Source organism: Pseudomonas sp. NPDC087598 (assembly GCF_044743525.1).
Taxonomy (GTDB): domain Bacteria; phylum Pseudomonadota; class Gammaproteobacteria; order Pseudomonadales; family Pseudomonadaceae; genus Aquipseudomonas.
This window is the reverse complement of sequence record NZ_JBIUWQ010000037.1, coordinates 1-23,099: the sequence shown is the minus strand read 5'-3', so window position 1 is coordinate 23,099 and position 23,099 is coordinate 1. Positions and strand designations below refer to the sequence as shown.

General features: G+C 59.9%; 17 protein-coding genes and 3 pseudogenes. 6 read left to right on the top strand and 14 right to left on the bottom strand.

What is annotated here, in order from left to right; all coding sequences use genetic code 11:
* Positions 1-5: 5 nt before the first annotated feature.
* From ACIOWE_RS19440 to ACIOWE_RS19430, 3 genes are read right to left on the bottom strand one after another with little or no spacing between them, the layout of a single operon-like run.
* The gene (locus ACIOWE_RS19440) at positions 6-266 is read right to left on the bottom strand and encodes a phosphopantetheine-binding protein (protein ID WP_201235862.1); all 261 of its coding nucleotides are present in this window, start codon (positions 264-266) and stop codon (positions 6-8) included.
* Positions 247-1,056: a lysophospholipid acyltransferase family protein gene (locus ACIOWE_RS19435; RefSeq protein ID WP_401394638.1), complete on the bottom strand. Its 810-nt coding sequence runs from the start codon at positions 1,054-1,056 to the stop codon at positions 247-249. Before ACIOWE_RS19435 ends, ACIOWE_RS19440 begins: the two co-directional genes overlap by 20 nt.
* Entirely contained in the window at positions 1,032-1,757 is a 726-nt protein-coding gene (locus tag ACIOWE_RS19430; RefSeq protein WP_201238553.1) for a beta-ketoacyl synthase chain length factor, read from the bottom strand. The genes ACIOWE_RS19435 and ACIOWE_RS19430 overlap by 25 nt, the downstream gene beginning before the upstream one ends.
* Positions 1,758-2,113: 356 nt before the next feature.
* Between ACIOWE_RS19430 and ACIOWE_RS19425 the strand changes: the two genes are divergently transcribed.
* Positions 2,114-2,884: a ParA family protein gene (locus tag ACIOWE_RS19425; RefSeq protein WP_401394634.1), complete on the top strand. Its 771-nt coding sequence runs from the start codon at positions 2,114-2,116 to the stop codon at positions 2,882-2,884.
* 129 nt (positions 2,885-3,013) lie between these two features.
* Here the strand turns inward: ACIOWE_RS19425 and trxC are convergent, their stop codons facing one another.
* Complete coding sequence (trxC, locus tag ACIOWE_RS19420) at positions 3,014-3,448, bottom strand: thioredoxin TrxC (RefSeq protein WP_213027325.1); 435 nt, start codon at positions 3,446-3,448, stop codon at positions 3,014-3,016.
* 321 nt (positions 3,449-3,769) lie between these two features.
* Here trxC and ACIOWE_RS19415 point away from each other — a divergent pair, with 321 nt between their 5' ends.
* Complete coding sequence (locus tag ACIOWE_RS19415) at positions 3,770-4,225, top strand: hypothetical protein (protein WP_401394630.1); 456 nt, start codon at positions 3,770-3,772, stop codon at positions 4,223-4,225.
* 27 nt (positions 4,226-4,252) lie between these two features.
* Here ACIOWE_RS19415 and ACIOWE_RS19410 read toward each other — a convergent pair whose 3' ends face one another.
* The 7 genes and pseudogenes from ACIOWE_RS19410 to ACIOWE_RS19380 form a co-directional block, all read right to left on the bottom strand.
* Complete coding sequence (locus tag ACIOWE_RS19410) at positions 4,253-4,777, bottom strand: hypothetical protein (protein WP_401394628.1); 525 nt, start codon at positions 4,775-4,777, stop codon at positions 4,253-4,255.
* Positions 4,777-5,937 carry a hypothetical protein gene (locus ACIOWE_RS19405; RefSeq protein ID WP_401394625.1) on the bottom strand — a complete coding sequence of 387 codons (1,161 nt, stop codon included), beginning with the start codon at positions 5,935-5,937 and terminating at the stop codon, positions 4,777-4,779. The genes ACIOWE_RS19410 and ACIOWE_RS19405 overlap by 1 nt, the downstream gene beginning before the upstream one ends.
* Before the next feature lie 90 nt (positions 5,938-6,027).
* A complete protein-coding gene (selO, locus tag ACIOWE_RS19400; protein ID WP_401394622.1) occupies positions 6,028-7,491 on the bottom strand; it encodes a protein adenylyltransferase SelO in 1,464 nt (487 codons plus the stop codon).
* Between the two features lie 48 nt (positions 7,492-7,539).
* Positions 7,540-10,893: a mechanosensitive channel MscK gene (gene mscK / locus ACIOWE_RS19395; protein WP_401394619.1), complete on the bottom strand. Its 3,354-nt coding sequence runs from the start codon at positions 10,891-10,893 to the stop codon at positions 7,540-7,542.
* Between the two features lie 34 nt (positions 10,894-10,927).
* Positions 10,928-12,670, bottom strand: a complete 1,743-nt coding sequence (locus ACIOWE_RS19390; RefSeq protein WP_201235855.1) for a potassium/proton antiporter — start codon at positions 12,668-12,670, stop codon at positions 10,928-10,930.
* Positions 12,671-12,973: 303 nt separating this feature from the next.
* Positions 12,974-13,573 (bottom strand): annotated as a pseudogene (locus tag ACIOWE_RS19385) (methyl-accepting chemotaxis protein); the annotation flags it as partial.
* Between the two features lie 303 nt (positions 13,574-13,876).
* Positions 13,877-14,533: pseudogene (locus ACIOWE_RS19380) on the bottom strand (MCP four helix bundle domain-containing protein); the annotation flags it as partial.
* A 345-nt stretch (positions 14,534-14,878) separates the two neighbouring features.
* On the opposite strand from ACIOWE_RS19380, the gene ACIOWE_RS19375 reads away from it, so the two are divergent.
* The 4 genes and pseudogenes from ACIOWE_RS19375 (at position 14,879) to ACIOWE_RS19360 (ending at position 17,445) form a co-directional block, all read left to right on the top strand.
* Positions 14,879-15,109, top strand: a complete 231-nt coding sequence (locus tag ACIOWE_RS19375; RefSeq protein ID WP_042557307.1) for a hypothetical protein — start codon at positions 14,879-14,881, stop codon at positions 15,107-15,109.
* Positions 15,106-15,408: a cell division protein ZapA gene (locus ACIOWE_RS19370; RefSeq protein WP_401394616.1), complete on the top strand. Its 303-nt coding sequence runs from the start codon at positions 15,106-15,108 to the stop codon at positions 15,406-15,408. The genes ACIOWE_RS19375 and ACIOWE_RS19370 overlap by 4 nt, the downstream gene beginning before the upstream one ends.
* 99 nt (positions 15,409-15,507) lie before the next feature.
* Positions 15,508-16,578 (top strand): annotated as a pseudogene (locus tag ACIOWE_RS19365) (cache domain-containing protein); the annotation flags it as partial.
* A gap of 21 nt (positions 16,579-16,599) precedes the next feature.
* A complete protein-coding gene (locus ACIOWE_RS19360; protein ID WP_401394749.1) occupies positions 16,600-17,445 on the top strand; it encodes a methyl-accepting chemotaxis protein in 846 nt (281 codons plus the stop codon).
* A gap of 68 nt (positions 17,446-17,513) precedes the next feature.
* Here the strand turns inward: ACIOWE_RS19360 and ACIOWE_RS19355 are convergent, their stop codons facing one another.
* The 3 genes from ACIOWE_RS19355 to putA all read right to left on the bottom strand — a co-directional run.
* Positions 17,514-18,227, bottom strand: coding sequence for a hypothetical protein (locus ACIOWE_RS19355; RefSeq protein WP_401394613.1), 714 nt, complete (start codon positions 18,225-18,227; stop codon positions 17,514-17,516).
* Between the two features lie 172 nt (positions 18,228-18,399).
* The gene (locus tag ACIOWE_RS19350) at positions 18,400-20,202 is read right to left on the bottom strand and encodes an acyl-CoA dehydrogenase (RefSeq protein ID WP_401394610.1); all 1,803 of its coding nucleotides are present in this window, start codon (positions 20,200-20,202) and stop codon (positions 18,400-18,402) included.
* Between the two features lie 257 nt (positions 20,203-20,459).
* Positions 20,460-23,099: bifunctional proline dehydrogenase/L-glutamate gamma-semialdehyde dehydrogenase PutA (putA, locus tag ACIOWE_RS19345; RefSeq protein ID WP_401394607.1), on the bottom strand; the 2,640-nt coding region annotated here is incomplete at its 5' end.

Below are 23,099 nucleotides of genomic sequence, written 5' to 3'. Positions count from 1 at the left end.
CGGTCTCAAGCTGCCTGTTTTGCCGTGACGAATGCCGCAAGGCTGGCCACGTTGGTGAAATGGTTACGGGTGTCCTTGGCGTCGGCGTCGATCTTGATGCCGTACTTTTTCTGGATCGCCAGACCCAGCTCCAGCGCGTCGACGGAATCCAGGCCCAGGCCTTCGCCGAACAGCGTCTGGTCGTCGCCGATATCGTCGACGCTGATGTCTTCGAGACCGAGGGCGTCGATGATCAGCAGTTTGATGTCACGGTGCAGATCGCTCATCTTCGGCGAGCTCCTTGATGAAGTAAGAGTGCAAATAATCGTTGAGCTTGCGCGAGGCTTGCGGTGCGGGGCCTTGCGCGGCGAAAGTCTGTGGGTCTATATCGGCGCCGACGCGAAAACTGAAGTGCACGCGGCGATTGGGGATCCGATACCACGGCTCGGCCTTGGTCAGCGTGGTCGGGCTGACCTTGATGATCACCGGCGTGAGGATTTTCGCACCGCGCAGGGCAATCGCTGCGGCGCCCCGATGAAAGGCCGGTACCTGTCCCGGCTGAGTACGCGTGCCTTCGGGGAAAATGATCAGGGTCTGGCCGTTTTGCAGCGACTCGGCGGCGGCATCGAGCATGTCCATGCTGCCGTCGTTGCTGATGTATTCGGTGCTGCGCAGCGGGCCACGGGTGAAGGGGTTTTCCCACAGGCTTTTCTTCACCACGCAATTGGCGTGGCGCACCAGGCCGATCAGGAACACCACGTCGATCAGCGACGGGTGGTTGGCGATGATCATTTGCCCTGGCCGGCCGAGGCGTTCGGCGCCCTGAATGTCATAGGTGAGCACGCCGGTGCGGGCCATGAAACGCACGAAAAACCAGAACAGCCGACTGACCATTTGCCGTGCGCGCTGGCGGTGTTTGATGGCATCGCCCGGCAGGCAGCCGAGCAACGGGAAAACCACTAAACGCAGGCACAGCCCGCCGAGCCCGAACAGAGCGAAGCTTGCAGCGGTGGCCAGCAAACGCCAGTAGTAGGCGTCGCGGTGCTTCTCGATCACGGGTTGCGTTGCCAGGTCCATACACGATTTTTCCAGGCATGTTGGCAAAGGGTTTGCTGGCCGAGCAGGGTGCGCAGCAGATTGAGCGCGTGGGGCCAGTGCGCTTTGGACAGTGCTTCGGTGGTGCTGTTCAAGGTCAGCCGCCAGTCGGTACCGGGCGTGAGCAGCAGACCCAGCGCATAAGGAAACGGCACGTCGTCGATCCACTTCGAATAGGCTTCGGGTGGCTGTTCCTCGGTGATGATCAGCAGAACCGCCGCCGCGCCCTCATTGAGCAGGGCCGCCGCTTCGAGCATGCCGTGTTCGAGGCCGTCGCCCGCAGCGGCGAGGGCGGTCATTTCGCTGGTTTCGCCGCGCATGATCGACCACAGGCCAATGATTGCGTTGTGCACCGAGAGGCTGAACTGAGTTGGCGACAGCGGTTCGTCCCTGGCCAGATCACTGAGGATGTCGTAGGTGCGCGGGGTCTCGCCGTGCCGCGAGACAAATACCAGTGGCAGGTTTTCCCGCCCGTCGGCCAGTGGCCAGCCAACACTGAAAGCCATTCGCGCCAGACGGCTTAGACGCCGCCGTTGCATGGCCGGCAAAAACGACACATCGGGCGCGGCATCGCTCGCCGGAATGACAACCGGCTGTCGGCTCCAGGCCTGCCAGGCGTCCACGCTGTCGAGCCCCGGGGCCCACGCGCGCCATTGGGCGATGTTGAAGTTGATCACGGACATTTATCCCGCCCCTGCGGGCTTGTATTGACGCATTGAGTCGCCAAAGCCGCGGCGGGCCTGACATGGCGCTTGACGCCGGGTGGCGCGCATTATCCCGGTGCGACGGGTGTGTAGCAAATGCTGGTTACATTTTGCGCAACGAAATGTACCGATTGGTTCGCGGCAGAACTGTCACTTGGCCATTATCCAGATTGCGAGCGGCTTGTCTGTCGGGAATCTCGGCGATTCATGAGGGCTTTTGCTCGGTCTCCACGGGGATATTTGCACCTGACCCTGTAGTCCGTGTCCGTGAAGGTAGCGAAGCGAGGCCGCGCGCATCTACACTCGGTCATTCTTTGATACACGGAGGTTTGGTCATGCGGCGCGTGGTGTTCAATCAGAAAGGTGGCGTAGGCAAATCCAGCATTGCCTGCAATCTGGCGGCGGTCAGCGCGAGCGAGGGTTATCGCACGCTGTTGGTGGACCTCGACGCCCAGGCCAACTCGACTCAATATCTGACAGGACTCACCGGCAACGATATCCCGATGGGCATTGCCGACTTCTTCAAGCAGACCCTGTCTTCCGGGCCGTTCTCGAAGAAGAATCAGGCCGATATCTACGAAACTCCCTTCGATAACCTTCACATCATCACCGCCACTGCCGAACTGGCTGACTTGCAGCCCAAGCTCGAGGCCAAGCACAAGATCAACAAGCTGCGTAAGTTGCTCGACGAACTCGACGGCGAGTACGACCGCATTTATCTCGATACGCCGCCAGCGCTGAATTTCTATGCAGTATCGGCGCTGATTGCTGCCGATCGCATACTGATCCCCTTCGATTGCGACAGTTTTTCCCGTCAGGCCTTGTACGGCTTGATGGCGGAAATCGAAGAACTGAAGGAGGACCACAACGAAGGCCTGGAAGTCGAAGGCATTGTGGTCAACCAGTTCCAGGCCCGCGCCAGTCTGCCGCAGCAGATTCTCGATGAGTTGATTGCCGAAGGTTTGCCGGTACTGCCGGTTTATCTGACCAGCTCGGTGCGCATGCGTGAGTCCCATCAAGCCAGTATCCCGCTGATCCACCTGGATCCACGGCACAAGCTGACCCAGCAGTTCGTCGAGCTGCATAACCTGCTCGAAGACCACTGATTCCCTGGATTCACCCAATCCCCCTGTGGGAGCGAGCCTGCTCGCGAAGAGGCCAGTCCATTCAACATTTCTGTTGACTGAATGGACGCCTTCGCGAGCAGGCTCGCTCCCACAGGTTTTTTTGGTGTGTCAGATACCTTGGCTACGCAGCCACGCCATCAACTGCGGCAACGGAAACGCGCCACTCTGCCGTGCCACTTCCCGGCCGTTCTTGAACAGAATCAGGCTCGGAATCGAGCGAATCCCCAACTGGGCCGACAACTGCTGATTCGCCTCGCTATCGAGCTTGGCCAATCGGCACTTGCCCGCCAACTGCGCAGCCGCCTGCTCGAACACCGGCGCAAACGACTTGCACGGCCCGCACCAGTCCGCCCACACGTCCACCAATAGCGGCAGATCGCCTTTGATCTGGCTGGCATAGTCGCCTTGCTTGAGTTCGAACGGCTTGTTCAGCAGGACTGCGGATTTGCAACGACCGCATTTGGGCTGGTCAGCAAGGCGCTCGGCGGGAATGCGATTGAGGCCGTTGCAGGAGGGGCAGGGGATAAGCAGTGGGTCGGTCATGAGCGGTTCTCGGACAGGAAGTCTATAAGACTGTTCTGAGGGCAAAGTCGTGATTATCAAGGAATTGATCTGTAGGGCATTACCTTCTTTGTTTGAGGAGAGGGACTACACGTATCGATGCTTCGGCTGACTATCTGTATTTGATCAAGCGCCAGCTCAACTTACGGCAGGTCCGCTGGCTGGCCGATCACTTCAAGCTGCCAGTAGATGTATTCATCTGAAGGGCGTTGCAGAGCCATCAAAACGCCAGGACAGTTGCACTCTGATAGCATGTCGCGCGGCTTTTTCAGCCGCGCTTTCATCTAAAGGGAATTAACTGTCATGAGCTCTACCCAAGAGGCCGCAGCGCCTACCGATTCCACGCCTTACAAAGACGCGAGCATGCGCTGCGGGCACTGCAACTACGCGCTCAAGCCGACGTATCACCAAGCATTCGAGCTGGTTCGGTTGCAGCCCATCAACTGCTATCAGTGCAGTTCGGATCTGCTGCTCGATGAAGCCGACCGTCAGGTGTTGGACAAAAAACTGCAGACAGCCACCCGTATCGGCAAGTTGGCGTTGCTGATTCTGGGGCCGTACTTCTTGATCAGCATGCTCGCGACACTCTATTTCATGTTCTTCGCCAAGCCGCCGTTTTCCGGGTTCTCGGGCGTGTTGGTTGGCGGTGGGTTAGTAATCGGATTCCTCCTGAAGAGCGCCGCCACGGACAGCGAAGAGCGCGATTTCGTGCTGTTCAAGCAAGGCGAGGGGCCTGCTGTCGAGGCGCAGGCTGCATAACTTGGTGATGCTGCGGTCTCGCGAGCGCTATTGTGCTTCGGGGCCGAAGATGCGCTGCTTCCACGCAGCGCTGGCATCGACCAGCGAGTAAGCGTCGTTGCAGCTCAATACGATGCCGACGTTCTTGCAAAACACCACGTCGACAATGTTCTGCTCGCGGGTGAAATCGGTCAGTCGATCCACCGCCATGAACACTTCGACGTTTTGAATCGCGTAATGCACTTCCCCGCCCCATTGCGAACCATATCCGGAAATCTTCAGCGGCCCGCACAACCGATAGACCGCCGCGGCTTTGCCCTGCGCGGTCTCCAGTTCCCTGAACGGCAGAATGGTCGTCCCCACCAGATGAATAAAGCCGATCGCCCGACTGTCCATGAATGCCAGTGCGGCTCGTTCCGCGTCGTTCAGTTGGCGAAGGGGTTGCGCCTTGGCGATGAAGCGGCGGGTCGACCAGGACAGGGCCACGAGTTTCCAGACAAAAAATACTGCTGGAGAAATGAGCAGGGCGACGATGACCACGAATGCGAGAACTTCAAACGCTGGCTGGCTCATCAGGACGCGCTCACGCTGTTCGACACAGGCCGGCGCTCCCACAGACGCCTGGCCAGATTTGCGCCGTAGGCGACGCACAGTCCGCCACTGACGTATTCCACCCATGCCTGCGCGTTGCTGCGATCAACGTCGGGATAGCACAAATGCGCCACCAGCCAGGAAATCCCGAACAGTCCCATCATCACCGCGTTGCCGAGCCAGGCTTCGTGCTCCTGATGGCGCCAGTCGGCATAGGCATCGGGCAGGCCTTCGATCTTGAGCAGCCAGTCATACCAACCTCTCTGCGCATCGACATCGATATGAGCAATAACCGTCTGGCCTTCCTTGATGTGATTTTCAATTTGCAGCCGGAGCGGAGAGTCGACGGACACACGTTTTTTGCCGATGGTCATTCCCTCCTCAGGAACCCAGCGATAAACGCCTTCAATCCGGTTGACCACGCTGCGCGGCTGATGCTTCTCCAGCGCCATGGGCAGGAAGCCTGCCAGGGTTACAAAGAAGAAAGGGACAAACCATTCCTTGGCGGTCAGCCACTCAAAGGCCATCGCCCAGAACAGCAACACGCTTGCCACAACTGCACAGGACCCCAAAAAGCGCCGCAGACACGGCGCGTGCCCGTTCATTTCATACGCGAGGCGTCGACGCTCTTTCTTGCGGGCAGGGCGCTGTCCCAGGATCAGTGTCTCTTCGTTGTCGATACTTGGGCCGGGGATACCGAACGTCCATTGAACGTCAGCCCGCTCGTCGGTCTCGACACGCTGGGCGAACGCCTCGATGTGGTAGCCGTCATTCAGGCGGATCACATAAGCGCGTTTTTTGCCGCAGATGATTTCGGCCTCGTTGCTGCCTTCCTTGTTCAGAAACGGCAGGGCCAGTGCAGGCAGGAATACCGGGAGTTCAGCTATGCGGTCCATGCCGGACCAGTCTTTCATGGTGCCGGTTTTTCGATAGGCGCCGCTGATCAGGTGAACATCGCGATCGAATGTTTCCTTGGGGTAATAGAGGGCGAGCAGCCTGTGTTCTTCGATCGTCGCGCAGCGGGAGGGGTCGTCGCGGCGCAGAGCGTTGAGTCTGAACTGACACGCCCAGATGCCGCCGACGTAGATAAGCATTGAAAGCGTTTGAAACAGCGTGATGCCAACGGAGAGATAGCCGAGCACTGCAACGTCCTTGTCCTGTAATGCCGCGCTGTCCGGTACGCGGCGGTGTTCTATGAAGCCAAAATGCCCGGCAGTGTCACATCGCTCGCATCACGACGAGCAACTGATCTCCAGATGTTTGCCCCATTCCGGCGGCCGCTCAGCGTAGCTTTCCATCCCCGGCTGCGCCTCGAAAGGTTTGCTCAGCACCGCGTGCAGGCGGCGAACCTCGGAGTAGTCGCCCTGTTCAGCGGCATCGATGGCTTTTTGCGCCAGATAATTGCGCAGGATGTACAGCGGATTGACCGCATGCATACGCGCGCGACGTTGCGCTTGATCAGGCGCGCCATCGCGGGCAACCCGCGCCACGTAGCGCTCGCCCCAGGCATCGAAACCCTTGATGTCGACGAAGTCGTCACGCAAACGGGTGACGGCTTGTTCTGCTGATTCCTCTCCGAGGCGGCGGAAGAACAGGGTGTAGTCGACGCCGCTGTTCTGCATCAATTGCAGCAGATTTTCCAGCAGGGTCTGGTCGTCCTCTTCGGCGGTGGTGAAACCGAAACGACGGCGCATCAGATCGAGGTAATGGGCCTGGAACAGTGGCAAGTACAGGCCGAGAGTTTCGCGCAGGGCTTCGACGCTGATGAACGGCGTCAGCGCCTGCGCGAGGGCGCTGAGGTTCCATTGGCCGATGGGCACCTGATTGCTGAACGAGTAACGGCCCTGATCATCCGAATGGTTGCAGATGAAGTTGGCGTCGAAGTCATCGAGGAAGGCGAACGGGCCGAAGTCGAAAGTGATGCCAAGGATCGACATGTTGTCGGTGTTCATCACACCGTGGCAGAAACCATAGGCCTGCCATTTGGCGATCAGTTCGGCGTTGCGCTCGACGATCTCGCGGAACATCGCCAGATACGGCTCCGGTTGCTCCAGGCATTCCGGGAAGTGCATCGCCAGCACGTGTTCGCCGAGTTGCTTCTGCTGCTCGGGACGTTTGGTGTAGTAGAAGTATTCGAAGTGGCCGAAGCGAATGTGGCTCGGCGCCAGACGCAGCACCATCGCCGCGCGTTCCTGCTTTTCCCGCCAGACCGGCGTGTCGGAGCCGATCACACAAGCCGCACGCGAGGACGGAATGTTCAGCGCGTACAGCGCTTCGGAGGCGAGGAACTCGCGGATCGACGAACGCAGCACCGCACGCCCGTCTCCCATGCGTGAAAACGGTGTCTGCCCGGCGCCCTTGAGGTGCAAGTCCCAGTGTTCGCCGGCCTGGTTGTAGACCTCGCCCAGCAGCAGTCCACGACCATCGCCCAGTTGCGGGGTATAGCCGCCGAACTGGTGTCCGGAATAAACCATCGCCCGCGGCTCGGCATCGGCCCACAGTTTGTGGCCGCCAAACAGTTCGGCAAATTCCTGGGTTTCGGCGGTCGCCGGGTCGAGATCCAGCAAGGCCATGGCCGCAGGGCTGGCGACGACCAGACGCGGATTGTCGATCGGCTCGGGCAGCACGTGGGCGGAGAACGCATCGCCCAGGCGGGCGAAGCGATTGTCGAAGGTCAGTTCGTCGAGGGCTTTCAAGGGCCTGCTCCAGCAGAATGTCCGAGCATTCTGCTGGGAATAGACCGGTTAGTCGAGTTTGGCCGGCGGCGGCTCTTGCAGCGGCTTCTGCTCGTCGGGCACGGCGACGATGGTTTTGGCGTCCGCTTCGATGGGCACCAACTTGTATTCCTGACCGTGCAGGTTCTTCAGGTAAACCTCCATCTGGCGGAACGAGATGTTGATGTGCTGCTTCTTGAACTCGCGGTTGATGAAGCGGTTCACTTCATCGATCACCGGGTTACGGTCGCCGAGGTCACGTACATGCATGCGCAGTTCATGGTCGAGCGTACTTTCGCCGAAGTTGAGGAAGTACACGTGCGGCTCGGGTTCCTTGAGCACGCGCGGATTGTCCCGGGCAGCCTTGAGCAGCAGCTCCTTGACCAGATCCAGATCCGATCCGTAATCGACACCGAGTTTTAGCGTCACGCGGGTGATGGTGTCGGTCAGCGACCAGTTGATCAGTTGCCCGGTGATGAACGTCTTGTTCGGGACAATGATGTCCTTGCGGTCGAAGTCGGTGATGGTCGTGGCGCGGATGCGAATCTTGCTCACCGTGCCCGACAGGTTGCCGATGGTGATGGTGTCGCCGATCCGCACCGGGCGTTCGAAGAGGATCATGATGCCGGAGATGAAGTTGGCGAAGATCTCCTGCATACCGAAACCGAGTCCGACCGACAGCGCCGCCACCAGCCATTGCAACTTGTCCCAGCTGACGCCGAGGGTCGACAGGGTCGAGACGAAACCGACGCCGGCGATCACATACGACAGCAGCGTCGTGGTCGCGTAGGCGCTGCCCTGAGCCAGATTGAGCTTCGACAGCACGAACACTTCGAGCAGGCCGGGCAAGTTGCGCGCCAGAGCGAAAGTGATGCCAATGATGATCAGCGCGCCGAGCATGTCGCCGATGCTGATCGGCACCATGCTCATGTTGGCGCCGGTGCCGCTGGTGTACTCGTAGAGGGTGATGTTGTCGAGGTACGAGAACACCGAAATCAGGTCCGACCAGACCCAGTACAGCGCCGCGATGAAGCCGCCGAGCAGGGCCAGACGGATCAGGCGCAAGGACTGTTCGTTGACCTTTTCGATGTCCAGCGTCGGCTCTTCGATCACCGCTTCGCCATCGCCGGCTTCTCTCGCCGCCTGGCGTTTGGCCAGGGCGCGCTGGTAGGCCAGGCGTCGTGCGGCAACGCTCAGGCCACGGACGAAGGTGGCTTCGATCACCAGCCAGAACATCAGCAAATAGAGGGTGTTGATCAGGCGGTCGCTGAGTTTCAGCGCAGTGTAGTAGTAGCCGAAGCACACCGCGACGAACAGGGCGATCGGCAGCAGGGTGAACATCACGCCGACGGCTTTGCGAAACAGCGAGGTGTTCTCGTGGGCCGGGCTGCTGATCAGCAAGCGACTGAGTAACCACGCCATCAAGGCATAACAGGTCAGCACGACAGGCATGCCAAGTACGTCGTCTGCCAGTGCCGCCGGTTGCAGTTCGGCCACCGCCACCACGGTGACCAGCGCCATGACCACCAACCCGAGTCGGCGGATCCAGCCCTGCAGGAATTCGACCTGCGGTTTTTCCCAACGGAAGTGCAACTCGGCCACGCCGCCCGGCGCAAGAATCCGGTAGGCGGTGTAGAACACCAGCCACGCCTGGCCCATTTGCAACAGCGCCGCGCCCATGTTGGCGTTCTGTCCGCGGGCGTCGATCTGCAAGGCCAGGCCGCACAAGGCCAGGCCGAGCGCCACCGGCATCGCCAGCAGAATGTTGATCAGAATCGCCTGCGGCGTGTGCCACTGGCTGTCGCGCTTGAAGTGACCGATGTCCTGGTGAACCTTGTTCAACCGCGCATATAGAGCCTTGCGGCGCCACAGCAGCGCACCAATCAACAGTGCCAGCGGCAGGAACAGCAGCGGCCGCTGGGTCAGGCCGTCGGTCAGCTCGCTCAGGCTTGAAGCCAGCGGCAGGGTGTCGATCTGGCGTTTCAGGCGCTCCGGCACGCCTCGCATCCACTCGATGTCCAGCGGCTTGTTGCTGGGAATCCAGAACATCTGTTCGTCGAGGGTCGCGCGCAGGCTCTGCGCGGTGCTCAGCAGTTGCTTCTGGTTAAGTTGCAGGGTGATCGATTCATTGAGCATCGCGCTCAGTTCGCGATTCAGACGCTCGAGCAGATCGGCGCGGGTGTTGGCCAGTTCGAGCAGGCTTTTGCGCAGTTGCGGTGTGACTTGTTCCGGTGGCTGAGTGGACAGCAGGTTGTCGACATAGGCCGCCGGATTGCTCAGCTGTTCACGCTGCTGGCTGACGTCAAATTGCCACAGGCGGATGTCGGCGATCTGATCCGCCAGATCGCGGTCGACCTTGAGGCGCGGCAGGGCCTGCTTCTGCTTATAAAGAATCTTCGACAGCAACAGGCTGCCCTTGAGCACGTTGATCTGCTCGTCGAGGGCCGAATCGCTTTGGGTCAAGGTGTCGAGCTGCTGCTTGGTTTGCAGGTTCTGCTGAGTGACTTCGTTGAGGCGGTCGGTACTCTTGAGCAGATAGTCCGACAGCTTGAGGTTGGCCGTGCTTTCGATGGCAAGCAGGCTGCTGCTGCCGGCCTTTTGCGCTTCGATCGATTGCTGGGTGACGGTTTCCTGAGACTGCGCCAGACGCTTCTGGTTGATCAGGGTTTGCAGTTCCTGGATCTCGCGGTCGAGGCGGTCGGACTTCTCCGAGAGCAAGTCATGCAGACTGTTGCCCAGATCCTGCAACTGGTTGTTGCCGGCCAGTTCCTGACGGCGCAGCGGAATCAGTGCGTTCAGCGCGGCCAGCTCGGCGTTGAGCAGGTCACGCTGCTCGGCGCTGACGGCCTTGCCCGCGTCCTTGCCGGACTTGAGGATGTTGTTGATTTGCTGGATGCGCGTCTGACTGGCGGCAATCTCCGCCTGGGCGCGCTCGGGTCGAGTCTGCGCGGTAATGATCAGGCTGTTGGCGTCGGCCAGGGCTTTTTGCAGATCGCTTTGCTGGGTCGAGCGATCGGTGAGAATCTGCTCCAGTTGCGGGATCGACTCTTTGGGGAACCGCTGCGCTACCGGTACCACCGCAGTCGCCTTGAGGCGCGTCAGTTCGCGATTGTTCTCGATGGTCTGCTTTGGCGCGGTGGCCAGTTGCTGCTTCAGATCGCTGAGTTTTTGCTCGTAATCACGCCGGTTGTTCAACTGATTGAGGGTGTTCTGCAAAACGGCTTGCAGGGGCTTTTTATCAGCGTCCGGCAGTTTGCTGTCGGCAAGCTTGTCCAGGCTGGCCTGCACGGCTTCGCTGGACGGCGGTTCGGCGGCGTACAGCGGGCCGACGGAAAGACTCAGGCCCAGCAGGGCCGCGAGGAAAAAGGAGCGCAGGGTAGGCATAGAGACCGGTCAAGCAAGTGAGAGTGGACGCAGTTTAGAGGAAGAGTCCGGGACCCGGGCGACTTCCTTCGGGGAATCTGACGCCCACTTTGCCGATCTTGTTCCCGTCCATGACCGCAACCGTCCAGTGGGTGTTGTTCCACTCCACCTGGTCACCGACGATCGGCGCACCGCCGACTTTATGGGCAATGAACGCGCCCAGGGTCATGTCCGGATCGATGCCTTCAGCGGGCAACCCGTAAAGCGCTGCAACCGCTTTAAGCTGGGCGTCTCCTTCGAGCACAAAGTCGCCGAAGAAGCGCAGATCGAGGCCACGTTGCGGTGCCTGGCTGAACAGTTTGCCGAGGGCCGGCAGATTGTGTTCATGGCCGATAACACACAGCAAATCATCGACTTCCAGCACCGTACTACCCGACGGATGGAGCAGTTGCTGACCACGAAACAGCGCCGCGATGCGCGTGCCCTCGGGCATTTTCAGCTCACGCAGGGGCGAACCGATGCACCATTTCTCGGCGCCGAGCTTGTAAACGAACAACTCCCACTCGCTGGTGATGTGCACTTCCAGCGCTGATCGGGAAATGGGCGCAGGCTCGGGCGGTACGGTCACCTTGAGCAGTTTCGCCACCCACGGCAGGCTCGTGCCCTGCACCAACAGCGACACCAGCACGATGAAGAAGGCGAGATTGAAGTACAGCTGCGCGTTCGGCAGCCCGGCCATCAGCGGGAACACCGCGAGAATGATCGGTACGGCGCCGCGCAGACCGACCCAGGAAATAAAGGCTTTCTCGCGACCGTGGAAGGCCTTGAACGGCAGCAGACCGACGATCACCGACAGCGGCCGCGCGAACAGAATCATCCACAGCGCCAGACCAAGGGCGGGCAGGGCGATCGGCAGCAAGTCGTGCGGCGTGACCAACAGCCCGAGCACCAGGAACATGCCGATCTGCGCCAGCCACGCCATGCCATCGAGCATGTGCAGAATGCCGTGGCGACTGCGCACCGGGCGGTTGCCGATGACCAGACCACACAGGTAAACCGCGAGGAAGCCGCTGCCGTGCAAGGCGTTGGTCAGGGCAAACACCACCAGGCCACCGGCGATCACCAGGATCGGATACAGGCCGGCCGCGAGGTTGATCCGGTTGACCAGTTGCAGCATCAGCCAGCCACCGCCGAGACCGATTACGCCACCGATACCGAACTCGCGGATCAGGTGGGTCAGCAGGCTCCAGTGCAAACCGGTCTGGCCGCTGGCGAGCATGTCGATCAGGGTCACGGTGAGAAACACCGCCATCGGGTCGTTGCTGCCGGATTCGATTTCCAGGCTGGCGGTCACCCGTTCGTTCAGACCTTTGCCGCCGAGCAGCGAGAACACCGCCGCCGCGTCAGTCGAACCGACGATGGCGCCGATCAGCAGGCCCTGGATCAGGTTCAGGTCGAACAGCCACGCCGCCGCCATGCCGGTCAGTCCGGTGGTGATCAATACCCCGACCGTGGCCAGCGACAACGCCGGCCATAACGCCACGCGGAAACTGGACACCCGCGTGCGCAAACCGCCGTCGAGGAGGATCACTGCCAATGCGAGGTTGCCGACCAGATAGGCTGTCGGGTAGTTATCGAAAATGATCCCGCCGCCATCGACTCCGGCCGCCATGCCGACCGCAAGAATAATGACCAGAATCGGGATGCCGAGACGTGAAGACAGAGAGCTGACAAGAATGCTTGCGCCTACCAGCAACGCGCCGATCAAGAACAGGCTGTTGATGGTCGTCGCATTCAAAGGCAGTACTCCAGAAGCGTAAAGACGGGCACAAACTGACCATGCAGTCTGCGTGCCAGCGATTCTAACCTGTTGAAATGTGATGCTGTCAAAAAGGTTTTTGCAGTGTGATCACACAGGAGGTGCGGCATGTGATGACTGTGGCGAGGGAGCTTGCTCCCGCTGGGGTGCGCAGCGCCCCCAAAAATCAGACGCTACGGTTTTTTCAGAGCAGACGCAGTGGCTGGATTGCGACTGCTGCGCAGCCGAGCGGGAGCAAGCTCCCTCGCCACAGAGAGTTTATTTACTTCAAGGTAAATGTCGTTACAGGCTAAACCGCCCAACCATGTTGTTCAGGTCCAGCGCCAACCGCGACAGTTCATTGCTCGCCGCACTGGTCTGATTCGCCCCGGTCGCCGATTGCACCGACAGATCGCGGATGTTCACCAGGTTGCGATCCACTTCCCGCGCCACTTGAGCCTGCTCTTCGGCGGCGCTGGCGATCACCAGGTTGCGCTCGTTGATTTCGACGATGGCGGTGTTGATGGTATCCAGCGACATCCCGGCACCGCGAGCAATGTTCAGCGTCGACTCGGCGCGCTCGGTGCTGTTGCGCATCGAATCCACGGCGTGTTCGGTGCCGCTCTGAATGCTGCCGATCATGCGCTCGATTTCGCTGGTCGATTGCTGAGTGCGATGCGCGAGGGCGCGAACCTCGTCAGCCACCACCGCGAAACCGCGACCGGCCTCACCGGCACGTGCCGCTTCAATGGCGGCGTTCAGCGCCAGCAGATTGGTCTGATCGGCCAGACCACGAATCACATCCAGCACCTTGCCGATGTCACGGGATTCATTGGCCAGATCGCCAATCAGGCTTGCCGTGCTCTGTACATCGGCGCTCATGCGTTCAATCGCGCTGACGGTTTCCTGCACCAGATCACGACCGTCGCCAGCCGAAGTGGTGGCGTTTTTCGATGCTTCCGAAGTGCTGACCGCGTTGCGTGCGACTTCTTCCACAGCACTGGTCATTTCGTTGACGGCAGTAGCCGCCTGTTCGATTTCGTTGTTCTGCTGAGTCAAGCCGCGCGCGCTTTCGTCGGTGACGCTGTTCAGTTCTTCAGCCGCCGAAGCCAACTGCGTGGCCGAGCCGGAAATGCGCTGCAAGGTGTCGCGCAGTTTCGATTGCATCTTCGCCATCGCTGCGAGCAGACGACCTGCTTCGTCACTGCCGTCGACGTGGATTGGCTGGGTCAGGTTGCCTTCGGCGATGGTTTCAGCCGCGTCCAGAGCCTTGGCGATCGGTCGGGTGATGCTGGTGGTCAGCAGCCAGGCGAACAGGAGCGTCAGGCCCGTGGCGATCACCAGCAGGGTCACCACCAGGTCGAATGCCGAGGAATACTGGTCGGCCGCTTGCTGATTGGTCTCGCTGATCTGCTCGCCGTTGATCTGCATCAGACGGTTGAGCACGGTGTTCATTGCTTCGGAGTTGTTGAGCAACTCGGTGTTGAGCAGCGTGCGCAGCTCATCCACCTGATTGTTGCGCGACAGGCTCTTCATGCGGTCTTCGATCTGGCGGTACTGGCCGAGCAACTGCACGTACTGGTCGTATGCTGCACGTTCTTCCGGGCTGCCGATCAATGGCTCGTAGTCGCTCTGGGCTTTACGGATTTGCTGATTGCGCATGTCCAGCAGTTCGACGGTTTTCTGCTGCACGTCCGGTTCACGATTGACCAGCAGGCGATACGACAGCACCCGCAGGCGCAGGGTCAATTGAGTGAACTCGTCGAGGTTCTTGATGCTCGGCACGCTGCTGGACGAAATGTCTTCCGCGGCGCCGCGGATTTTGCTCATCTGGTTCAGGGCGAACACACCGAGAATCAGCATCAGGCCGCCGATCAGAGCGAACCCGGTAAACGCCCGGGGGGCGATATTCATATTGCGAAGGGACATGGGGCGGATACCAAGAAAGGGCCGCGTCCATGCGGGCTGAGACTGCTGTATGGGTGACTTATCGGTCATACGACTAAAGTCTTGAGTCGGTGTGCGTATTTGTCGCATCCAGCCCTGATCGACGAAGTGCAGGAACCAGATCGTCAGATCACAGTCTTTTAAACTCGCGAGAACGCTCACCCGCCAGGAAAATCAAGGCTTTGCGTCGGTTAAACCCTGGCATCTGTGGTGACTTTTCTTTATCGTACGCGCCCTTTGAAAAACGCTTGGAAGATCAAAATGTTGGAAGCATCCCTCAGCCAATTGGAACAGCTCGTCAGCGACCTGGTGCAACAGAACCAGACCCTTTCGCAAACCAACCAGACCCTCTCCACGGAACTGGCCCAGGCCAAGGATGAAAACGAAAGTCTGCAACTGAACCTGATGGAACAGGAAGAAAAGCACGGCGCCACCGCCGCACGCATCCAAGCCCTGGTTGATCGTGTCAACGCAGGTCCTGTCAGCGCATGAACCACCACTCAGCAGGGGTAAAAGTCGTCTCCATTCTCGGAGAGGACTACTCGATCAAGGCGCCGGCCGGGGAAGAACAGACCCTGCTGGACGCGGCAATGATGCTCAAGGCCGCGCTGGATGACACCAAACGTAAATACCCGACGCTGATCGGCGACCGCTTGCTGGTGCTGGCGGCGATGAATCTGTGCTCTCAGCAAATCGAAATGAAGAAAAAGCATCAGGAAGAACTCGACCGTTACCAAGAGCAAGTCAGCGCCACGGTCGACACCATCGCCAAGACCATCAATCAGGGTTGATGGGGTTGCGCACAACCAAAGAATAGATTGTCGATTGAGTTGTATACAATCGGCACGGCTGTTGCATTGTTTCGGCCACTTATTCTTTGGGGGTGCTCCATGCAGTTGTGGCGACGCAGTATTCAATGGCAGCTGATTCTCAGCATGGGCACCGCCCTGCTGGTCAGCATCCTGATCGTGGTTGGCATTTATACCCTGGTGGTCAACCGTCTCGCCCAGAGCTATCTGGTCGAACAAGCGCTGCCATCGAGCATCGAAGCGACGCGCAACGACATCGAGCGCATCCTCGTCCAGCCGCTCACTGCCGCCAAGGACATCGCCAGCAACACCATGGTGCGCGACTGGCTGGCGGCCGGTGAAGACAGCAGCAAAACGGCAGCCTTCGCGCAGTATCTGGAAGGCATCCGCGCCGAACACAAGGCATTTACCGCTTTGATCATCGGCACCGAATCCAATCACTACATCACCGAAAAAGGTCTGGATCGCACCCTCAGTCGCGCCAAACCGGCCGACGCCTGGTTCTATTCTTTCCTCGACAGCAATCAGCCGCGAACCCTGAACATCGACAACGATGGGGCCACTGGAGAATTGGCGCTGTTCATCGATTTGAAGGTTGAGCAGGCCGGCAAAGTGGTCGGCGTTGCCGGGCTTGGGCTGAGTATGAAAGAGCTGTCCGAGCTGATTCACAACTTCAGCTTCGGCGAGCGCGGCAAGGTCTATCTCGTGCGTTCCGACGGTTTGATCCAGGTGCATCCCGAGGCGCAATTCAGTGGTAAACGCACGCTGACGGAGCAGATCGGTGCTTCGGCGGCGCAAGCGGTTCTCGGTCAAAAAAATGCCGTCAGCAGCAGCTTCCAGCGCGACGGCGAAGACTTCCTTGCCTTCAGCCTGCCTTTGCGCGATTTGGGCTGGACCCTGGTGGCCGAAGTGCCGCAGTCGCAGATCTATGCCGAGGCGCGCAAAGCGATGTGGATGAGCGGCGGCATCGGTCTGGCGGTGGCCCTGGTGTGCCTCGCGTTGGTGGTGTGGCTGGCCCAAGGGCTGGTGCGACCGATTCGTCAGGTAACAGCGGCGCTGGTAGCAATCGGTAGCGGCGGTGGAGATTTGACCCATCGGTTAGATTCCAGTCGTGCCGATGAGCTGGGCGATCTCGCCCGCGGCTTCAACCGTTTCCTCGACAGCCAGCGTGGAATGATTGGCGAAGTGTTGGCCACCAGCGAGCGGTTGCGCACGGCGGTGGGGCAGGTGGCCAAAGTGGTGGAGAACACCGCCGAGCGTTCTGGTCGTCAGCAGGAAATGACCGACATGGTCGCCACCGCCGTTCATGAAATGGGTTTGACCGTGCAGGAAATTGCGCAGAACGCCGGCAACGCGGCACTCGCCTCGCAAACTGCACGAGATGAAGCGATGCAGGCGCGGGAAGTGGTGGGTGGTTCCATCCGCCATATCGAAAGCATGTCCGATGAGATTGGCTTGGCAGCGGGCGCGGTGGGCGAGTTGGCGCAGCAGGTGGCGTCGATTGATTCGGTGTTGGCGGTGATTCGCGGCGTGTCCGAGCAGACCAATCTGTTGGCGCTCAACGCCGCCATTGAAGCGGCGCGGGCCGGGGATATGGGGCGTGGTTTCGCCGTGGTGGCTGATGAAGTGCGCACCCTGGCGCGGCGGACGCAGGCATCCACTGACGAGATTCAGCAGATGATCGGCAGCCTTAAGCAAGGCGCAGAAAACGCCGTGTCGTCGATGCGCACGGGTCAGGCTGCGACGGGGACCGGGGTTGAGTCGAGCCAGCGCACGGGCGCTTCACTGACAGCGATTACCGGGCAGGTCGAGCGCATCAGCGACATGAACCATCAGGTGGCGACGGCGACGGAAGAGCAGTCGGCGGTGACCGAAGAGATCAACCGCAATGTGCAGGGAATTTCCGATCTGGCCCGGGCCACGGCGGGAGAGGTTCGGGCCTGTCGCGAGGATTGTCAGATGCTGCAGAAACTGGCGGATGATCTGGCGCGGCAGATGGGTGGGTTCAAGTTGAGCTGAGTTCTACTGTTTTCAGATCAGTCGACGCGCCATAAGTGGCGCATTGGCGCGACGGCGGATCAGATATTTCATGCCAGAAGAATTTCCCGCCCATAAAATTCGATGCCACCAATCGTCTCCAGGTAGAACACTCGTTTTTCTTTCACGATGCGCATGGTTTGATCGACGGCATAGCTGTCGCCGATTGCCAGTGTTCGGAACATATCGTTCTGGCTGAAATCCGTGACGCTGACATAGCTGTTGTTCGGCACGATGACGGTGACCTGATAGCGGTCGCCTCTGCGGGTGTAACGCTTTGCGGTGACCCGCACTGCCTGTGGGTCTATCACGTAATCATTGATTCTGGCGGAAAGCAGAAACTGGTCTTCAGTGAGATTCACATACGGATCGATGTTGGTGACTGACATCTCGTCGCTCAAATCTGCACCGCCATAGACCACTGACCGCCATTGATTGGAGCTGATACGGGCATGTTCTTTGTAAGCAACCCGGTTGCTGGTTTCGTATCGGTCTTCAGCGCAAATAATCTCAAACATTCCTGCCGCCGTCGTAGTAACGGTCGGCGCTCCATTGGCGGGGGAAGTCGTCAGGCTGATCTGCGACTCTTCGTCAGAGGTGCGGTGATGGTTTTTGCTGATGACAATAGATTCGCTGAAATCCTTGTTCGTCCAGACTGTACCGCTGCGCGCAGGTATTTGAGAGATAGAGGCAAGAACGCAATAGTCCAGGGTCACAAGACCTGAAAGTTTGATGGATCGGTCTTCGAGAACATGTTCGCTCATGGCTTTTACTCGGATGAGGTAAGGGGGCGGACGTGTGTCCGTACCTGCCGGGCAACTGCAAACTACATGTCGGGCGAAGACAGCCTATCGTCAGTTTCTGATCTCCACACCTGTAAAACCTGACAGGTGCGAAGACCGTTGAAGTGTGTTGGGGCGCTACATAGGCGATGAGTCAGAACCACGAATCTTGCATGTTCAGACACGTATCATCCCGCGCCTCCAGCAACGCCAGCTCATGGTGGCAACCCGGCACTTCCCACGTCAGGAAATACCGTGCCGCCTGCAACTTGCCTTTATAGAAATCGGCATCCGCCGCATTGCCCTTGACCAACCCTTCCTCGGCGCGAATCGCCTGCTCCAGCCAGCGCCAGCCAATCACCGTATGCCCGAACACCTTCAGGTACAAAGCCGAATTCGCCAGGCTACTGTTGACCTTGCCCTGCGCCAGATCGGTCAGCAAACCAATGGTCACGACTTGCAGACGCGCGACCAGTTTCTCCAGCGGCTCACGCAATGCGCTCAGTGATTCATACGCCGTAGCGCGCTCAGCGGTGTTGGCGATCAACCGAATCAACTGCTTCAGCCCGGCACCACCGTTCTGCGCCAATTTACGCCCGAGCAAGTCCAGCGACTGAATGCCGTGGGTGCCTTCGTGGATCGGATTCAGCCGGTTGTCGCGGTAATACTGCTCCACCGGATACTCGCGGGTGTAGCCGTGGCCGCCAAGGATCTGGATTGCCAGTTCGTTGGCCTTGAGGCAGAACTCCGACGGCCAGGATTTGACGATCGGCGTGAGCAGATCCAGCAACTCATGCGCCTGTTTGCGCTCGGACTCGGTCTCAAGCGTCGTGGTGTCATCGAACAGTCGCGCCGCATACAGCCCGAGGTCAAACGCCCCTTCGACGTAGGACTTTTGCGTTAACAGCATGCGTCTGACGTCCGCGTGCTGAATGATCGCCACCGGCGCGGTGGTCGGGTCCTTGCTGTCCGGCACCCGGCCTTGTGGACGTTCGCGGGCGTATTCCAGCGAATACAGATAACCGGCGTAACCGAGCATGACTGCGCCCATGCCAACGCCGATCCGCGCCTCGTTCATCATCTGGAACATGTAGCTCAAACCATGATGCGCCTTGCCCACCAGATAGCCGACACACTCGCCGTTATCGCCGAAGTTCAGTGCAGTCGAGGTGGTGCCGCGCCAGCCCATCTTGTGGAACAGCCCGGCCAGCAGCACGTCATTGCGCTGGCCGAGGCTGCCGTCATCGTTGACCAAAAACTTCGGCACGATGAACAGCGAAATACCTTTCACCCCCGGCGGTGCGTCCGGCAGTTTGGCCAGCACCATGTGCACGATGTTTTCCGAGAGCGGGTGATCGCCGCCGGAAATGAAGATCTTGTTGCCCTTCAGGCGATAAGTGCCGTCGGACGCTGGCTCGGCACGCGTACGAATATCCGACAGCGATGAACCGGCATGCGGTTCGGTCAGGGCCATGGTGCCGAAGAAACGACCGTCGATCATCGGTTGCAGGAAGCGCTGTTTCTGCTCTTCGGTGCCAAAGCTTTCGATCAGGTTGGCCGCGCCCATGGTCAGAAACGGGTACGACGTCGAAGCCGCGTTGGCTGACTGGAAATGCGCAAAGCAGGCTTGAGAAAGCAGCGTAGGAAGTTGCATGCCACCGGCGTCGAAACTTCTCGCGGCGTTGAGGAATCCGGCTTCAAGGAAGGCATCGACCGCCGGTTTCACTTCGGGAATTAGAATCGCTTTTCCATCTTCATAGCGCGGCTCGTTCTCGTCGCCCTTGCGGTTGTGCGGCGCGAAGTATTTTTCGGCGATGCTGCGTGCGGTGCCGATGGCGGCGTCGAAGGTCTCGCGATTGTGCTCGGCAAAACGCTCACGCCGGGTCAGTCCCTCGGCATCAAGGACTTCATACAGCTCGAAAGCCAGATTGCGGGAACTGAGCAGCGTCTCGGACATGGCGGCCTACCTTTTTTTGGATTGGGCCGAGTCTAGGCGTGCTGATAAAAGCTGAACAGGATGATTGATAAGCGTGATGTTGGGCCAGAGCGCCGACTTAACAAACACCACAAAACACTGTGGGAGCGAGCCTGCTCGCGAAGGCGGTCGGTCAGCCGATATTGATGTCGACTGACACTCCGTCTTCGCGAGCAGGCTCGCTCCCACAGGGGGTATTGCTCACCGGGCAGCCATTGCGGCTGCCCGGTTTATCGGGTTTAGCCGATGGTCATCAGGCTGGCATTACCACCCGCTGCCGCCGTGTTGACGCTCAACGCCCGCTCGATCACCAGACGCTCCAGGGCAATATTGGTCTCGCCCTGGGACAAGCCCTGAACACCAACAATGGCACCGGCACGCTTGGCGATTTGCTGGCAAACGCCACGCAACTGGTCGGAATGACCGTGATGCAGAACCGCATCGAACACCACGTCGTCCTTGTTCCAGTCAGAAACCAGCTTGATCCGCGCCTGAATTTCCTTCGGCAGGCGTGGGAACAATGCCTTGCTGATGTCGGACTCCGGCCATACCGCCGAACCGCCTACCGCCAGCACTGCCGCCAGTTGGGTCAACAGATCGCCTTCGACTTCCGCCAGGCACAGCACGTGCTCACGCGGCAGGATTGCGTAGCTGTTCTTCTCACCGGTCGGGCCGGCCAGTACGCGGGTGATGCCGCTTTGCGACTGCGCAGCGTACTGCACGCTCAGGGTGCTCAGGTCGGCAAACTTGTTGCTATCGGCCCAGGCTTTCAGAGCGTTCAGCGGCTTGCTCATGGCGTCGCGCAGGCGAACGTCCGGTGCCACGGCAGCATCACCGCGAGCGAAGGACTGTTCGATCGCATCGGTAGGACGCGTCGACAACAAACGGTACAGATACAGCGGGCCGCCGGCTTTCGGGCCAGTGCCCGACAGGCCTTCGCCGCCGAATGGCTGCACGCCGACCACGGCACCGACGATGTTGCGGTTGACGTAGACGTTACCGGCGTTGACGTTGTCGATCACCTTGGCGATGGTCTCGTCGATGCGGGTGTGCACGCCGAGGGTCAGGCCATAACCGGAAGCGTTGATCTGGCCGATCAGTTGATCGATTTCTTTACGCTTGTAGCGCACCACGTGCAGCACCGGACCGAAGATCTCGCGTTGCAGCTCATCGAAGCTTTCCAGTTCGATCAGGGTCGGCATGACGAAGGTGCCGCGTTTGACTTCTTCGGTGTCGGCAATCGCTACCTGGTACACGTTGCGACCTTTGTCGCGCATGCCCTGGATGTGCTTGTCGATGCCAGCCTTGGCTTCGGCGTCAATCACCGGGCCAATGTCTACGGACAGACGCTCAGGGTTGCCGAGACGGCTTTCAGCCATGGCACCTTTGAGCATTTCGATGACGCGATCAGCGGAATCTTCCTGCAAGCACAGCACACGCAGAGCCGAGCAACGCTGACCGGCGCTGTCGAATGCCGAGGACACCACGTCGATCACGACTTGTTCGGTCAGTGCCGAAGAGTCGACGATCATTGCGTTCTGGCCACCGGTTTCGGCGATCAGCGGAATCGGACGGCCCTGGTTGTCGAGACGACCGGCAATGTTGCGTTGCAGCAGACGTGCGACTTCGGTGGAGCCGGTGAACATCACGCCTTTGACGCGCTCGTCACCGACCAGACCGGCACCGACGGTTTCACCGCGACCCGGCAGCAGTTGCAGCACGCCTTCCGGAATCCCGGCTTCGAGCAGCAAGCGCACGGCCTGTGCGGCAACCAGCGGGGTTTGCTCGGCCGGTTTGGCCAGGACCGGGTTACCGGCAGCCAGTGCTGCAGCGACTTGACCGCTGAAGATTGCCAGCGGGAAGTTCCACGGGCTGATGCACACCACCGGGCCCAGTGGGCGGTGGGCGTCGTTGCTGAAATCGTTGCGTGCCTGCACCGCGTAATAACGCAGGAAGTCGACCGCTTCGCGGACTTCAGCGATGGCGTTGGCGAAGGTCTTGCCGGCTTCGCGGGCCAGCAGGCCCATCAGCGGCTGGATCTCGCCTTCCATCAAATCAGCGGCGCGTTCCAGAATCGCCGCACGTTCAGCCGGCGGGGTGGCCTGCCAGATCGGTGCGGCGTTGAGGGCGCATTGAATGGCGTTGTCGACGTCTTCGACAGTGGCTTCTTGAACGTGGCCGACCACATCACGATGGTCTGCCGGGTTCAGCACCGGCGCAGGCGTCTCAGTGCTGGAAGCGCAACCGAGCATCGGCGCGGCTTTCCAGTCATTGTGCGCGGTGGCGAGCAATGCGCAGGACAACGAGGCCAGACGATGTTCGTTGGCCATGTCGATGCCGCTGGAGTTGGCACGCTCTGAACCGTACAGGTCACGCGGCAGCGGAATGCGTGGGTGCGGCAGGCCGAAACCACCTTCCACGGTTGCCATCTGCTCGATCTGCGCAACCGGATCGGCCACCAGTTCCTGAATCGAAATCGACTGGTCGGCGATGCGGTTGACGAACGAGGTGTTCGCGCCGTTTTCCAGCAGGCGACGCACGAGGTATGCCAGCAGGGTTTCGTGGGTGCCGACCGGGGCGTACACGCGGCACGGACGGTTCAACTTGCCTTCGGAAACTTTGCCTACAACCTGCTCGTACAAAGGTTCGCCCATGCCGTGCAGGCACTGGAATTCATACTGGCCCGGGTAATAGTTCTGACCAGCGATGTGGTAAATCGCCGACAGGGTGTGGGCATTGTGCGTGGCGAACTGCGGGTAGATGACTTCCGGCACCGACAGCAGTTTGCGTGCGCAGGCGATGTAGGAAACGTCGGTGTACACCTTGCGGGTGTAGACCGGATAGCCTTCCAGACCTTCGACCTGGGCGCGCTTGATTTC

Coding starts and splice junctions, on each gene's coding strand:
- ACIOWE_RS19435 (WP_401394638.1), bottom strand. CDS start 1,056: ATGGACCTGGCAACGCAACCCGTGATCGAGAAGCACCGCGACGCCTAC.
- ACIOWE_RS19440 (WP_201235862.1), bottom strand. CDS start 266: ATGAGCGATCTGCACCGTGACATCAAACTGCTGATCATCGACGCCCTC.
- ACIOWE_RS19430 (WP_201238553.1), bottom strand. CDS start 1,757: ATGTCCGTGATCAACTTCAACATCGCCCAATGGCGCGCGTGGGCCCCG.
- mscK (WP_401394619.1), bottom strand. CDS start 10,893: ATGCCTACCCTGCGCTCCTTTTTCCTCGCGGCCCTGCTGGGCCTGAGT.
- trxC (WP_213027325.1), bottom strand. CDS start 3,448: ATGACCGACCCACTGCTTATCCCCTGCCCCTCCTGCAACGGCCTCAAT.
- ACIOWE_RS19370 (WP_401394616.1), top strand. CDS start 15,106: ATGAACCACCACTCAGCAGGGGTAAAAGTCGTCTCCATTCTCGGAGAG.
- ACIOWE_RS19360 (WP_401394749.1), top strand. CDS start 16,600: ATGATTGGCGAAGTGTTGGCCACCAGCGAGCGGTTGCGCACGGCGGTG.
- ACIOWE_RS19350 (WP_401394610.1), bottom strand. CDS start 20,202: ATGTCCGAGACGCTGCTCAGTTCCCGCAATCTGGCTTTCGAGCTGTAT.
- ACIOWE_RS19415 (WP_401394630.1), top strand. CDS start 3,770: ATGAGCTCTACCCAAGAGGCCGCAGCGCCTACCGATTCCACGCCTTAC.
- ACIOWE_RS19375 (WP_042557307.1), top strand. CDS start 14,879: ATGTTGGAAGCATCCCTCAGCCAATTGGAACAGCTCGTCAGCGACCTG.
- ACIOWE_RS19355 (WP_401394613.1), bottom strand. CDS start 18,227: ATGAGCGAACATGTTCTCGAAGACCGATCCATCAAACTTTCAGGTCTT.
- ACIOWE_RS19410 (WP_401394628.1), bottom strand. CDS start 4,777: ATGAGCCAGCCAGCGTTTGAAGTTCTCGCATTCGTGGTCATCGTCGCC.
- ACIOWE_RS19425 (WP_401394634.1), top strand. CDS start 2,114: ATGCGGCGCGTGGTGTTCAATCAGAAAGGTGGCGTAGGCAAATCCAGC.